9 protein-coding genes and 1 pseudogene are annotated in these 13,484 nt (G+C 72.2%); 6 read left to right on the top strand and 4 right to left on the bottom strand.

The window, feature by feature from the left end:
• Positions 1 to 149: 149 nt before the first annotated feature.
• Positions 150 to 977: an FHA domain-containing protein gene (locus U9R90_RS30495; protein WP_411060088.1), complete on the top strand. Its 828-nt coding sequence runs from the start codon at positions 150 to 152 to the stop codon at positions 975 to 977.
• 230 nt (positions 978 to 1,207) lie between these two features.
• Here U9R90_RS30495 and U9R90_RS30490 read toward each other — a convergent pair whose 3' ends face one another.
• A complete protein-coding gene (locus U9R90_RS30490) occupies positions 1,208 to 2,182 on the bottom strand; it encodes an EamA family transporter (protein ID WP_411060087.1) in 975 nt (324 codons plus the stop codon).
• Positions 2,183 to 2,287: 105 nt separating this feature from the next.
• Complete coding sequence (locus tag U9R90_RS30485; protein WP_411060085.1) at positions 2,288 to 5,212, bottom strand: FAD-binding and (Fe-S)-binding domain-containing protein; 2,925 nt, start codon at positions 5,210 to 5,212, stop codon at positions 2,288 to 2,290.
• A 154-nt stretch (positions 5,213 to 5,366) separates the two neighbouring features.
• On the opposite strand from U9R90_RS30485, the pseudogene U9R90_RS30480 reads away from it, so the two are divergent.
• The 4 genes and pseudogenes from U9R90_RS30480 to serC form a co-directional block, all read left to right on the top strand.
• A pseudogene (locus tag U9R90_RS30480) lies at positions 5,367 to 6,419 on the top strand (ATP-binding protein); the annotation flags it as partial.
• A 549-nt stretch (positions 6,420 to 6,968) separates the two neighbouring features.
• A complete protein-coding gene (locus tag U9R90_RS30475; RefSeq protein WP_411060952.1) occupies positions 6,969 to 8,231 on the top strand; it encodes a cytochrome P450 in 1,263 nt (420 codons plus the stop codon).
• Entirely contained in the window at positions 8,228 to 9,436 is a 1,209-nt protein-coding gene (locus U9R90_RS30470; RefSeq protein WP_411060083.1) for a cytochrome P450 family protein, read from the top strand. The genes U9R90_RS30475 and U9R90_RS30470 overlap by 4 nt, the downstream gene beginning before the upstream one ends.
• A 131-nt stretch (positions 9,437 to 9,567) precedes the next feature.
• On the top strand, positions 9,568 to 10,689 hold the full coding sequence (gene serC / locus U9R90_RS30465) for a phosphoserine transaminase (protein ID WP_411060081.1): 1,122 nt from the start codon (positions 9,568 to 9,570) through the stop codon (positions 10,687 to 10,689).
• 56 nt (positions 10,690 to 10,745) lie between these two features.
• On the opposite strand, the gene U9R90_RS30460 is transcribed toward serC, so the two are convergent.
• Together U9R90_RS30460 and U9R90_RS30455 are read right to left on the bottom strand one after the other, a co-directional pair.
• Positions 10,746 to 11,588, bottom strand: a complete 843-nt coding sequence (locus U9R90_RS30460; RefSeq protein ID WP_411060080.1) for an ABC transporter permease — start codon at positions 11,586 to 11,588, stop codon at positions 10,746 to 10,748.
• Positions 11,585 to 12,553, bottom strand: coding sequence for an ATP-binding cassette domain-containing protein (locus U9R90_RS30455; protein WP_411060079.1), 969 nt, complete (start codon positions 12,551 to 12,553; stop codon positions 11,585 to 11,587). Before U9R90_RS30455 ends, U9R90_RS30460 begins: the two co-directional genes overlap by 4 nt.
• A 129-nt stretch (positions 12,554 to 12,682) precedes the next feature.
• On the opposite strand from U9R90_RS30455, the gene U9R90_RS30450 reads away from it, so the two are divergent.
• Complete coding sequence (locus U9R90_RS30450; RefSeq protein ID WP_411060077.1) at positions 12,683 to 13,465, top strand: TetR/AcrR family transcriptional regulator; 783 nt, start codon at positions 12,683 to 12,685, stop codon at positions 13,463 to 13,465.
• Positions 13,466 to 13,484: the final 19 nt, after the last annotated feature.

Here is a 13,484-nt window from a genome sequence, read left to right as displayed (position 1 = left end):
CTCTCCGAAGGGCGCCCGGGCGGTAGCGGCTGGCCCCAAGTCCCCTGCCCTGAACGGCCTCTCGCCCATTTAGCAGCCGTTGTTAGGGTCAGAGGGGCGGGATCGGGAAGCAGCCGTGCTCGCAGGACAGCCGGGAAGGAAGACCGACCGTGTTCAGCATCATCGTGGTACCGATGGCAGACGCCCAGCAGAGCGGGCAGATCAGGCTGGAGCCCGGCGAGGTACTCCGTTTCGGCCGCGCTCTTCCCACCGAGCAGGGCGCGCGGCAGCTGAGCATCGCGCACCTCGGTGTGTCCCGCAAGGCCGGGACCATCACGGCCGAGAAGACCTTCTGGACGCTCAGCAACCTCAGCCGCGTCGCCACGTACGTGGTGGAGAACCCGGAAGGCGCGGGCGAGCACATCAAGGTGGCGCCAGGCCGTCTCGGCGCGCCGATACCGTTCGAGTTCTCGCGGGTCGTGCTGCCCGCCGCGGAGGAGTTCCTCACCTTCGACGTATGGGCGCCGCGCCATGACTACGTGGATCACGACGCGCCCGACGCCGAGCCCACCGCCACGGGGCACGGCCCCGGCACCAGCGCGGACTCCGGCCCCCGCTCCGGCTCCGGCTCCGGCTCCGGCTATCCGTCGACCGTGCTGGGCTTCCCGCTCGACCACAGCAAGCGGTACTTCATGGTGCTCGCCGCGCTCTGCGAGCCCCGGCTGCGCGGCGCCCCGCACGCCCCCGCCCCGACGGCCGACCAGGTCGTCCAACGGCTGCGCCCGGTCTGGCCCGAGGTGAGCCGTACCGCGGTGAACTGGAGCATCGACTACCTGGCGGTGAAGCTGCACCTCAAGCCCGGCCCGGGCGAGGAGGGCGATCCGGGCACCCGGCTGCACGGCAAGAAGGAGGCGCTGGTGTCACTCGCGCTGCGTTTCAACCTCGTACGGGAGGACCACCTGGCCGTCCTCACCGCCCCTCCCGCACCGCACGCCTAGAGCAGCGACCGGCCGGCGCCGCGTGTGCTGTCGTGCACCTGCTGTCCCTGCCCACCCCCGTTAATCGGGGCAGGGACGGAGCCTGCGGCCGCCGTCCGGTCGATGTCACCACTGTGACGTGAGCACGCCCCGATGGGTACCTGGGACTATTCAGGGTCCTCTCGGGAACCGCCGGGGCCACCCCGCGCGTCCCCGGACTCCTACCCCTTCTGCTTCTACCTCTTCTGCTTCTACCTCTTCGCGCGCCCCATCTGAGTTCGTACCGCGCCCATGCTCGCCACGATGACCAGCGCGATCGCCAGCGCATCGGTGGCCGACAGCGCCTGACTGAGGACCAGGAATCCGGCGGCGGCGGCGAGCGCGGGCTCCAGGCTCATCAGGATCGCGAAGGTGGAGGCGGGCATCCTGCGCAGCGCGAGCAGTTCGAGCGTGTACGGCAGTACGGAGGAGAGCACGGCGACCGCGGCGCCGAGCGCCAGGGTGCTGGGAACAAGGAGCTTCGACCCGGCCTCGGCGATGCCCAGCGGCAGCATCAGCAGCGCCGCGACCGCCATGGCGAGCGCGAGCCCGTCGGCCTGCGGGAAGCGGCGTCCGGTCCTGGCGCTGAAGACGATGTACGCCGCCCACATCGCCCCGGCGCCGAGCGCGAACGCCGCGCCCACCGGATCGAGCCCACCGAAGCCGCCCGAGCCGCCGCCGCTGAGCAGGAAGACGCCGACCAGTGCCAGCGCGGCCCACACCGCGTTCATGGCGTGGCGGGAGGCGAACACGGAGAGGGCGAGCGGGCCGAGTACCTCAAGGGTGACGGCCGGGCCGAGCGGGATGCGGTCGACGGCCTGGTAGAAGAGCCCGTTCATGGCGGCCATCGCGAAGCCGAAGGCCACGACCGTGCCCCAGTCGGCGCGCGAGTGGCCGCGCAGCCTGGGGCGGCAGATGAGCAGCAGGACGACGGCGGCGGCGGCCAGCCGCAGGGTGACCACACCGATGGCACCGGCCCGCGGCATGAGCATCACCGCGACGGCGGCCCCGAACTGCACCGAGACCCCGCTCGCGAGGACCAGCCCGACCGGCCCGAGCGATCCCCACCGCCCGACGCGCCGTCCCGGCCCCGCGGGCTCAGCGGTCGCCCCGGCCGACTCGGGCTGCGCGACCGCGGCACCGACGGGCGCGGCGGGTTGTGGCTCGGTCTGCGGGCCTGTGTTCACGGGACTGTCCTCTAGTTCACTGCGGGGCACTTTGCAGTCGAAGATACTGGACCTAGTCAGTCCCGTCTTCACCTTTTGCAGGTTACGGGACGCCCGAGTGGGGCGTCAGCGAGCCGTCCCCGCCCCTTCCTCGTCCCCGCCCCTGTCCTCGTCCCCGTCCCTGCCCTCCAGCGCCTCCGCCAAGGCCTCCGCCAGGTGCCGTCCCCGCCGCCCGGCCAGCTGTTCCAGCTGCGTACGGCAGGAGAATCCGTCCGCCAGGAGAACCGCGTCCTCGGGGGCATCCCGTACGGACGGCAGCAGCTGCTCCTGCGCGCATGCCACCGACACCTCGTAGTGCCCGGCCTCGAAGCCGAAGTTCCCGGCGAGTCCGCAGCAGCCGCCGCTCAGCTCACCCGTCAGGCCCGCCTTCTCGCGCAGGCGGCGTTCGGCCGCGTCGCCCAGGACCGCGTGCTGGTGGCAGTGGGTCTGGCCGACGGCGGGGCGGTCCAGGCGCGGTGGGGTCCAGCCGGGGGCCAGCTCCTCAAGGGCTTGGGCGAAGGTGCGGACCGAGTCGGCCAGGCGCTGGGCGCGGGGGTCGTCGGGGCCGAGCAGTTCGGGGAGGTCGGTCTTGAGGGCGGCCGCGCAGCTCGGTTCCAGGACGACCAGGGGTGTGTCGGGGCCGATGTCGGCCAGGGCGGTCAGGGTGCGGCGCATGACCGTACGCGCCTGGTCGAGCTGGCCGGTGGAGACGTAGGTCAGGCCGCAGCAGACGCCCTTCGGCGGGAGGGCGACGGTGAGGCCCGCGGCTTCCAGTACGCGTACGGCGGCCTGGCCGACCGAGGGCGAGAGGTGGTCGGTGAAGGTGTCGGGCCAGAGGATGACGGTCCGGCTGTCGCGCGGCGCCTGCGACCGCCTACGCGCGCGTGCCGCGAACCAGCGGCGCAGGGTCTGTGGCGCGAGGCGGGGGATGTCCCGCTCGGGGGCGATCCCGCCGAGGCGTTTGGCCAGCGCGGCGAGTGGGCGCACGCGTGTCGCGGCGTTCAGCACGCGCGCGTAGGGGGCCGCGAGGCGCAGCCAGACGGGGAGCCTGCCCATGGAGTAGTGGGCCAGGGGGCGACGTCGGCCCGCGTAGTGGTGGTGCAGGAACTCCGCCTTGTAGGTGGCCATGTCGACGCCGACCGGGCAGTCGGAGCGGCAGCCCTTGCAGGAAAGGCACAGGTCCAGCGCGTCCCGTACTTCTGTGGAGCGCCAGCCGTCGGTGACGACGGCGTCCGTGGCGCCGGTCCCGTCCGGGCCGCCGGAGCCCTTCACCGCACCCGCCGCGCCCGCCGCGCCCGCCGCGCCCGCGAGCATCTCGTGCAGCAGCCGGGCGCGGCCCCGCGTGGAGTGCTCCTCCTCGCCGGTGGCCCGGAACGACGGGCACATGACGCCCGCGCCCGCCGTCGACGTGGTGCGGCACTTGGCGACGCCCACGCAGCGGCGGACCGCCGCCGAGAAGTCGCCGCCGTCGTGCGGATAGCCGAAGGCGACGTCCACCGGCTCGCGCGGGAGGACCGCGAACCGCAGGTTGGCGTCCAGCGGGGCCGGGTGGACGAGCATGCCGGGGTTGAGGCCGTTCGCCGGGTCCCACAGGGCCTTGGCGCGCTCGAAGAGCCGGACCAGGTCCGGGCCGTACATCTTGGGGAGCAGTTCGGCGCGCGCCTGGCCGTCTCCGTGTTCGCCGGAGAGCGATCCGCCGTGCGCGACGACGAGTTCGGCGAGGTCTTCGGAGAAGCGCCGGAAGCGGGCCACGCCCGGCTCGGAGAGCAGGTCGAAGTCGATGCGTACGTGGATGCAGCCGTCGCCGAAGTGGCCGTACGGGGTGCCGCGCAGCGCGTGTTCGGCGAGGAGGAAGCGGAAGTCCCGGAGGTACGCGCCGAGTCGGGCAGGGGGCACCGCGCAGTCCTCCCAGCCCGGCCAGGCCTCACTGCCGTCCGGCATCCGGGTCGCGGTGCCGGACGCGTCCTCGCGAATGCGCCACAGGGCGCGCTGCCCGGCCGGGTCCGTAACGGTCACCGTGTCCAGCGCGTCCGATGCCCTGGCGATCGCCTCCGCTCGGGCGCGGGCCTCCGCGTGGGTGGTGCCACCGGTCTCCACGAACAGCCAGGCCCCGCCGCGCGGCAGGCCCTGCGCGTCTCGTACGAGGTCGGCCGCCATGCCCTCCACGGTCAGCGGCCCGTGCGGCAGCAGTCCGGCCGCCGCTTCGGCCGCCGCGCTCTCGTCGGCGTATCCGAGTACCGCGAGGGCGCGGGCGCGGGGTGCGTCGACCAGGCGTACGGTCGCCTCGGTGAGCACCCCGAGGGTGCCCTCGCTGCCGCAGAAGGCGCGGGCGACGTCGCCGCCGTGCTCGGGGAGCAGCGCGTCCAGGGCGTATCCGGAGATCCGGCGGGGGAGCTCGGGGAAGCCGGTGCGCAGGAGCTTCAGTTCGCTGTCGACGAGGGCCCGCAGGCCGTCCGGGGCGCCCTGCCAGTCCTGCCCGAGACGCAGCGGGTCGCCGCCGTAGGTGACGACGGACAGCCGGTGGATGTTGTCGGCCGTCGTCCCCCAGGCCACGGAGTGCGAGCCGCAGGAGTTGTTGCCGATCATTCCGCCGAGGGTGCAGCGGCTGTGGGTCGACGGGTCGGGCCCGAAGGTGAGTCCGTGCCGACCCGCAGCGCCGCGCAGGTCGTCCAGGATCACCCCCGGCTGGACGACGGCGGTGCGCGCCTGTGGGTCCAGGCTCACGATCTGCCGCATGTGCCGGGTGAAGTCCAGGACCACGCCGGTCCCGGTCGCCTGGCCCGCGATCGACGTGCCCGCGCCGCGCGCCACCACCGGCACGGCATGCTCCCGGCACACCGCGAGCGCCGCGGCCACGTCGTCGGCGTCCCTCGGGGCGACCACTCCTCTGGGCACCCGGCGGTAGTTGGACGCGTCCATGGTGTGCAGCGCCCGCGCGGTGACGGAGAAGTCCACCTCGCCGCGTACGGCCGTCCGCAGGTCACTGGTCAGGTCGTCGTTGAGGTCACCCATCTCCTCAGGATGCCCCCGCAGAGACCCCTCACGACCGCATGGCCACACCCGTTTCCTTGCCGTCCGACCCAGAACGTTCCCAACTTGTTCATTAACTCTCCTATAGTGACCGCAACTTGAGCAGAGTGTGCCGATCCCGATCAAGGACCGACTGATGACCGCGCCAACCCCCCTCGCGCGCCCCCGGACCGAGCAGACCGCTCCGCTGCGCCCGGCCGTGCTGGCCCTGCTGACCTCCGTGTTCGCCACGGGACTGCTCTGCGCGGGGGCCGTGTTCCTCGCGCCCGACTCCGTGCGCGTTCCCCTCGCCTGGGGCGCGGGCGCCGGGGCGCTCGGCCTCAGTGCCGCCGTGGCCTGGGCGGTGTACGCCTCGCGCACCGCCGGTGCGCTGCGGCGCCGGGTCAACTCCGTACAGCACGACGCCGGAATGCTGCTCCAGGAGCGGGCCCGGATGGTCGAGGACCATGCCCGCGAGCGGGCCGCGCTGGCCGAGGACCACGCCCGCGAGCGAGCCGCGCTGGGCGACGAGAAGGACGCGCTGGCCGAGCGGCTGCGGGCCGCCGAGTCCGAGCGGGCCGCCGCGCTCGCCGCCTGCGCCAACGCGGCGGGCCGGATGCAGGCGCTGGCCACCGGCACACTCGCCGATCTGCGGGAGATGGAGAACCGGCACGCGGACGAGGACGTCCTGACCGACCTGCTCCACCTGGACCACAGGACCGCGCAGGCCGGGCGCATAGCCGACTCGGTCGCGGTGCTCACCGGCGCCCGCTCGGGGCGGCGTTGGGCCAAGCCGATCGTCATGGAGTCCATCCTCCGCGGCGCGATGGGCCGCATCGGCGGCTACCAGCGGGTGCGGGTCCACTCGGCGAGTGAGGCCGCGGTCGCGGGCCACGCCGCCGAGGGTGTGATGCACGTACTGGCCGAACTCCTGGACAACGCGGCCAACTTCTCACCGCCGACCGCCGAGGTCCATGTGTACGTGGAGGAGGTGCCGGCCGGTGTCATCGCCTCCGTCGAGGACAGCGGTCTGGTCATGGGCCCGGTGCAGCTGCGCCGCGCCGAACGAGCCGTGTCCGGCGAGGCGACGGGCCTGGGCGGCCTCTCCGGCACCCGCCTCGGACTCGCCGTGGTCGGCCGCCTGGCCCGCAAGTACGGCCTGACGGTGTCCTTCCGCCCTTCGGCACGCGGCGGTACGGGGGTGCTGCTCCTGATCCCGCAGGAACTTCTGACCCGGCCACGCGAGATCCTGTCGGACACGCACGGCCGGTCCGGAGCGCGGAGCACGGAGGAGACACAGGGCACGGCGTCGACCGATGCACCGAACCGGATCCCCGGCGGGGCACACAGCACAGCCGAATCACCGAGCGCGCCCGAGCCAGCGCCCGTGCGCGGCCAGGCCACGGCCCGGCCCCTGGCCGAAGACCAGGACGCGCCGTCGGGCTCGCCCGGCGTCCGGAGCGCGGGCGGGGCCCCGGCCGAGGCGTCGTCTCCAGGCGGTACGCAGGGCGTGGCCACGGCGCGGGACACGGCCCCGGTCGAGGTCCAGGGCCCGGCAGACGCGCACCTCGGCGACGGCGTACGGGGCCCGGCCGCCTCCGCGTACGGCCGCACGAGCCCCGCCGCCCCCGACGACGTACGCGACACGATCGCCCCGGACCGCGCCNGTACTGATCACCCTCGTCGAGCACCTCAGGACCCGGTACGCCCAGCACACCCACCGGGAGCCCGCCGCACAGACCGTTCAGGAGACCGCCCCGTGACCACCCCCGCGACCAGCACACCCCCGGGACCGCCGCCCGTCTCCCTCTCCGGCCCCCGGTTCCAGACCGAACCCGCCGAGCTGTACCGGGAGATACGTCGTGACCACGGTGCGGTGGCGCCCGTACTCCTGGACGGCGACATCCCGGCGTGGTTGGTACTCGGCTACCGCGAACTGCACCAGGTGACCGGCGACCCGGTCCTGTTCAGCCGCGACTCCGACCTGTGGAACCAGTGGGAGCACATCCCCGCCGACTGGCCGCTGCTGCCGATGATCGGCCGCAAGCAGCCGTCGATCCTCTACACGGTCGGCGAGCGGCACCGCGAGCGCGCGGCGATGATCAGCCACGCCCTGGAGGCCATCGACCCCTTCGAACTCAAGGCGCACGCCGAGCAGTTCGCGGACGAGCTGATCGACCGGTTCTGCGGCAAGGGCGACACGGACATCATCACCGAGTACGCGATGCTGCTGCCGGTACGTGTCCTGGCCCGGATCTACGGCTTCCCCGACGATCAGGGCCCCGGCCTGGTCACCGCGATGAACGACATGATCGACGGCCGGGAGCGCGCCCTGGCGGGCCAGCAGCACCTGGCCGAGTCGATGGTGCGGCTGCTGGCGGCCAAGCACGCCGCCCCCGGCCCCGACGTCGCCTCGCACATGCTGCGGGACCCCGCCGGGTTCACGGACGAGGAGATCGCCCAGGACCTGATGGTGATGATGGCCGCAGGGCATCAGCCGACCGCCGACTGGATGGGCAACTCGCTGCGCCTGATGCTGACCGACGACCGCTTCGCGGCCTCCCTGTTCGGTGGTCGGCACAGCGTCGCCGAGGCCATGAACGAGGTCCTGTGGGAGGACACCCCGACGCAGAACGTCGCCGGTCGCTGGGTCTCGCGGGACACCCAGCTCGGCGGCCGCCGCGTCAGCGCGGGCGACCTGCTACTGCTCGGCCTCGGCGCCGCCAACTCCGACCCCCAGGTACGGACCGACGGCTCCGCACTCACCGGCGGCAACAACGCGCACTTCTCCTTCGGCCACGGCGAACACCGCTGCCCGTTCCCGGCCCAGGAGGTCGCCGAGGTCATCGCCCGTACCGGCATCGAGGTGCTGCTCGACCGGCTGCCCGACATCGACCTGTCCACCACCGCCGACGCGCTGACCCGCCGCCCCTCGCCCTGGCTGCGCGGCCTCACCGCACTCCCGGTGACGTTCACCCCCACCACGGCCTCATCGCCCTCACCTTCAGGAGAACCCAGATGACCCGCATCGCCCTCGACCCGTTCGTCACCGACCTGGACGGCGAGAGCGCCCGGCTGCGCGCGGCGGGCCCGCTCGCCGAGTGTGAGCTGCCGGGCGGGGTGCCGGTGTGGGCGGTCACCCACCACGCCGAGGCCCGCCAACTGCTCACCGACAAGCGTCTGGTGAAGGACATCAACGTCTGGGGCGCCTGGCAGCGCGGCGAGATACCGGCCGACTGGCCGCTGATCGGGCTGGCCAACCCCGGCCGCTCGATGCTCACGGTCGACGGCGACGACCACCGCCGGATGCGCACCCTGGTCGCCCAGGCCCTCACCCCGCGCCGGGTCGAGCAGTTGCGCGACCGCATCACGGAACTCACGACAGGCCTGCTCGACCGCCTCCCCGCCACCTCCGAGGCCATCGACCTGAAGGCCGAGTTCGCCTACCCCCTCCCCATGTACGTGATCAGCGACCTGATGGGCATCGACGCGGCCGACCACCCCCGCCTCAAGGTCCTCTTCGACAAGTTCTTCTCCACCCAGACCCCGCCCGCGGAGGTCGTGGCCACCCTCGGCGAGCTCGCCGAGATGATGGCCAAGGTGGTCGCGGCCCGCCGCGCCGAGCCGGGCGACGACCTGACCAGCGCTCTGATCCTGGCCTCCGAGGACGGCGACCACCTCACCGACGAGGAGATCGTCAGCACCCTGCAGCTGATGGTGGCGGCCGGTCACGAGACGACGATCTCGCTCATCGTCAACGCGGTGGTCAACCTGTCCGCCCACCCCGACCAGCTGGCCCTCGTCCGCACCGGCGCGGCAAGCTGGGACGCGGTGGTCGAGGAGACCCTGCGCTACTCGACCCCGACCTCGCACGTCCTGATCCGCTTCGCCGCCGAGGACGTCCCGGTCGGCGACAAGGTGATCGCGCGGGGCGACGCGCTGATCGTCTCGTACGGCGCGATCGGCCGCGACGAGAGGGCGCACGGCCCGACGGCCGGCGACTTCGACCTCACCCGCACCTCGCCGAACCGCCACATCTCCTTCGGCCACGGCCCGCACGTCTGCCCCGGCGCGGCCCTGTCCCGCCTGGAGGCGGGCGTCGCCCTGCCCGCCCTGTACGAGCGCTTCCCGGACCTCACCCTCGCGGTGCCGCACACGGAGCTGCGCAACAAGCCGGTCGTCACCCAGAACGACCTCTTCGAGCTCCCGGTTCACCTCAACGCCTGACCAGCCCCTCACGCCTGACGAGCCCCTCCGGCCCCGCGCGAGCCGCGCGCCCCACACGCCCGTCTCATCCCCGTGTCTCACCGGACGGACAACACGTCCGTCCGGCGAGCGGGACCGGATACCCTCCTTCCGTGGCTGAGATCCGGATTCCCGCTGACATCAAGCCCGCCGACGGCCGTTTCGGCGCGGGCCCCTCCAAGGTGCGCACGGAGGCGCTGGCGGCCCTGGCCGCCACCGGTACCTCCCTGCTCGGCACGTCCCACCGCCAGGCCCCGGTCAAGGACCTGGTCGGCCGTGTGCGGGACGGCGTACGCGACCTCTTCTCCCTCCCCGAGGGCTACGAGGTGATCCTCGGCAACGGCGGCTCCACCGCCTTCTGGGACATCGCGACCCACGGCCTGATCGAGAACAAGTCGCAGCACCTCACGTTCGGCGAGTTCTCCTCCAAGTTCGCCAAGGCCGCGAAGCTCGCGCCCTGGCTGGCCGAGCCGTCCGTGGTCAGCAGCGACCCGGGCACCCACCCGGCCCCGCAGGCCGAGGCGGGCGTCGACGTCTACGCCTACACCCACAACGAGACCTCGACCGGTGTCGCCGCCCCCATCAAGCGGGTCGCGGGCGCCGACGAGGGCTCCCTGGTCCTGGTGGACGCCACCTCCGGCGCGGGCGGGCTGCCGGTCGACATCGCCGAGACCGACGTCTACTACTTCGCCCCGCAGAAGTCCTTCGCCTCGGACGGCGGCCTCTGGCTCGGCGTGTTCTCGCCCGCCGCGATCGAGCGCGCCGAGCGCATCCACGCGAGCGGCCGCCACATCCCGGAGTTCTTCAGCCTGCCCACGGCGATCGACAACTCCCGCAAGAACCAGACGTACAACACGCCCGCCCTCTCCACGCTCTTCCTCCTCGCCGAGCAGCTGGACTGGATCAACAGCCAGGGCGGCCTGGACTGGGCGGTGGGCCGCACGGCCGCCTCGTCCCGGACGCTGTACGGCTGGGCCGAGGACTCCAAGTACGCGACGCCGTTCGTCACGGACCCGGCGCAGCGCTCGCAGGTCATCGGCACCATCGACTTCGCGGACGAGATCGACGCCGCCGCGATCGCCAAGGCGCTGCGCGCCAACGGCATCGTGGACACCGAGCCGTACCGCAAGCTGGGCCGCAACCAGCTGCGGGTCGCGATGTTCCCGGCCATCGACCCGGCCGACGTCGAGGCGCTCACCAAGTGCATCGACTACGTCATCGAGCAGCAGCAGTAAGCAGTCTTCGTCACCGGTAGGGGCCCGCCACTGGCGCGGCCCCTACCGCGCGTTCCCTACCGGCTCAGCCGCTGAAAGCGCCGTACGGCCATCGGCAGACAGACAGCCGTGATCACCAGCGGCCACACGACCGCCATCAGCACGGCGTTCTCCTGCACCCAGCTCCCGTCACCGGCCACCGGGTTGCCGAACAGCTCACGCGCGGCCACGGCCGTGGACGAGATCGGGTTCCATGCCGCGACCGTGCCCAGCCAGCCGGGCATCGACGACGTCGGCACAAAGATGCTGGAGATCATGGTGAGCGGAAAGACCACCACGTACAGCGCCCCGGCCGCCTCCGGGTTCGGCAGTGTCAGTCCCAGCCACACACCGACCCAGATCAGCGAGAACCGCAGCAGCAGCACCAGGGCGAAGGCCCCGAGCGTCGCGCCGAACCCGCCGCCGGAGCGCCAGCCCATGGCCACGGCCGTCAGCGCCAGGATCGTCAACTCCGCACCGGCCACGATCAGATCGGTCACCCCGCGCCCGGAGACCACGGCGGACGGCGCCATCGGCATCGACCGAAAGCGGTCGATGACCCCTTTCACCGCGTCATTGACCACGGTGATCGCGGTGTTCATCAGCCCGAAGGTCATGGTCATCACGAACATCCCGGCCATCAGGTAGTCGCGGTACCGACCACTGTCGCCACCCTCGCCGGGCGGCTTCATCGCGCCGCCGAACACATACCCGTACAGCAGCACCGAGATGATCGGAAACCCCAACTGCCAGGCGATGTTGACAGGTTGGCGCCGATAGTGGGTGAGCTCGCGACGCACCACGTTCCAGTTGTCGCAGAGCGCCCAGAACACCCGACGCTCCGCCTTCACCTCCACCTCCGCCCGCAGCTCGACACTCATACCGCGGCCCCCGCCTTCTCCTCGGCCGTACGGTGTCCGGTCAGCCGCAGAAACACATCGTCAAGACTCGGCCTACGCAGCCCGATATCCTCCACCGCCACCCCCTCGTCCCGCAGCCTGCGCGCGGCCTCGGTGAGCGCGGCGACGCGGTCGTGCACCAGCCCGTGCACCCGCCGCTCCCCGTGGTCCGTCTCGGGCGCCTCCCGGCACACCCCGGCGACCACCTGCCAGGCCCGCGGAATGTCGGCGGCCTCCCCCACCACCACCTCGATCCGATCCCCACCGACCGCACTCTTCAGCCCGTCAGGCGTGTCATCGGCAATGGCGCGCCCCCGGTCGATGACGGTGATCTGTGAGGCCAGCTTGTCGGCCTCGTCCAGATACTGGGTGGTGAGCAGCACGGTCGTGCCGTCCGCGACCAACGCCCGTACGGAGTCCCAGACCTCACCCCGACCGCGCGGATCGAGCCCGGTCGTCGGCTCGTCCAGGAAGAGCACGTCGGGCGCGAGGATCATGGAAGCCGCCAGATCCAGGCGGCGCCGCATGCCCCCGCTGTACCCCTCAACGCCCTGGTCGGCGGCGTCCACCAGGTCGAACCGCGCCAGCAGCTCCGCGGCCCGCTGCCGTGCCCGCCGCCCGTCCAGGTGGAAGAGCCGCCCGAACATCTCCAGGTTCTGCCGCCCGGTGAGAACCTGGTCCACGGCGGCGTACTGCCCGGCGAGTCCGATCCTGCGGCGTACCGCCCGCGGTTCCTTGGCCACGTCGAGTCCGGCCACCGTGGCCCGTCCGCCGTCCAGCCTGAGCAGCGTGGCCAGGATGCGTACGGCGGTGGTCTTGCCCGCGCCGTTCGGGCCGAGCAGGCCCTGCACGGTGCCCCTGCGTACGGCGAGGTCGAAGCCCGCCAGCGCGTCCTTGCCCCCGTACCTCTTCCGCAGCCCCTCGGCGTGCACGGCATACGTGTCCACGGTCTCTCCCACCACTAGAACGACCACGCGTACAACCAAACTGGGTACGCCGTACCCATAACCGAGTACACCGTACCCGATTTCGCGTACGGTGTACCCACTTTTCTTCGGACGCCCTAAGCTGGCCCTATGAGCAGCACCGAAGCGACCGACGACGCCGGCAAGATCGCGCGCAGCCTGGACCTCCTCTGGAACACCGGGACCCGCCCCAGCCGCGGCCCCAAGCCGGGCCTGTCCATCGACCGGATCGTCACGACCGCCGTGGAGGTCGCCGACGCGGAGGGCCTGGCCGCCCTCTCGATGCGCCGCCTGGCCACCGAGCTGGGCACCGGTGCGATGTCGCTCTACCGGTACGTGCCGGGCAAGGCCGAGCTGCTCGACCTGATGATCGACCGCGTACAGGGAGAATCCCTGGGCTCGGACAGCGCCCCGGACCAGGACTGGCGCACAGCCGTCGACGGCATGGCCCGCGGCTTCCTGGACCTCTTCCGCCGTCACCCCTGGCTGCTCAAGGTCAACCAGGCCCGGATGCTCCTCGGCCCCAGCGCCCTGCGCGGCTTCGAACTGGCCCTGGCCCCACTCAAGGACATGGGACTCAGCGACCCCGAGATGATCTCGGTGATCGTCTCGGCCCAGAACTACGCGACCGGAATGGCCCGAATGGAGATCCAGACCGCCGAAGCGGTCCAGGAGACCGGCCTGACCCACGACGAGTTCTGGGCCAGCCAGGCCCCGTATCTCGAAAGGGCCATGACGAGCGGCGAGTTCCCGCTCCAGGCAGCGCTGTCCCCGGACACGTTCTCCACCGACTTCGACGACCACTTCGAGTTCGGCCTGCGCCTGCTGCTCGACGGCCTGGCGAAGCTGGCGGCGGAGCGCACCCAGCAGAGGGAATCACCGCGACAGGGCTGAAAGGACGGGTGACATCACA

The sequence above is a fragment of the Streptomyces sp. E11-3 genome, from assembly GCF_046540415.1.
Classification (GTDB): Bacteria; Actinomycetota; Actinomycetes; order Streptomycetales; family Streptomycetaceae; genus Streptomyces.
The sequence above is the reverse complement of the archived record's forward strand: the minus strand, read 5'-3'. Positions and strand labels throughout refer to the sequence as shown.

Coding starts and splice junctions, on each gene's coding strand:
- U9R90_RS30470 (WP_411060083.1), top strand. CDS start 8,228: ATGACCCGCATCGCCCTCGACCCGTTCGTCACCGACCTGGACGGCGAG.
- U9R90_RS30460 (WP_411060080.1), bottom strand. CDS start 11,588: ATGAGTGTCGAGCTGCGGGCGGAGGTGGAGGTGAAGGCGGAGCGTCGG.
- U9R90_RS30450 (WP_411060077.1), top strand. CDS start 12,683: ATGAGCAGCACCGAAGCGACCGACGACGCCGGCAAGATCGCGCGCAGC.
- U9R90_RS30485 (WP_411060085.1), bottom strand. CDS start 5,212: ATGGGTGACCTCAACGACGACCTGACCAGTGACCTGCGGACGGCCGTA.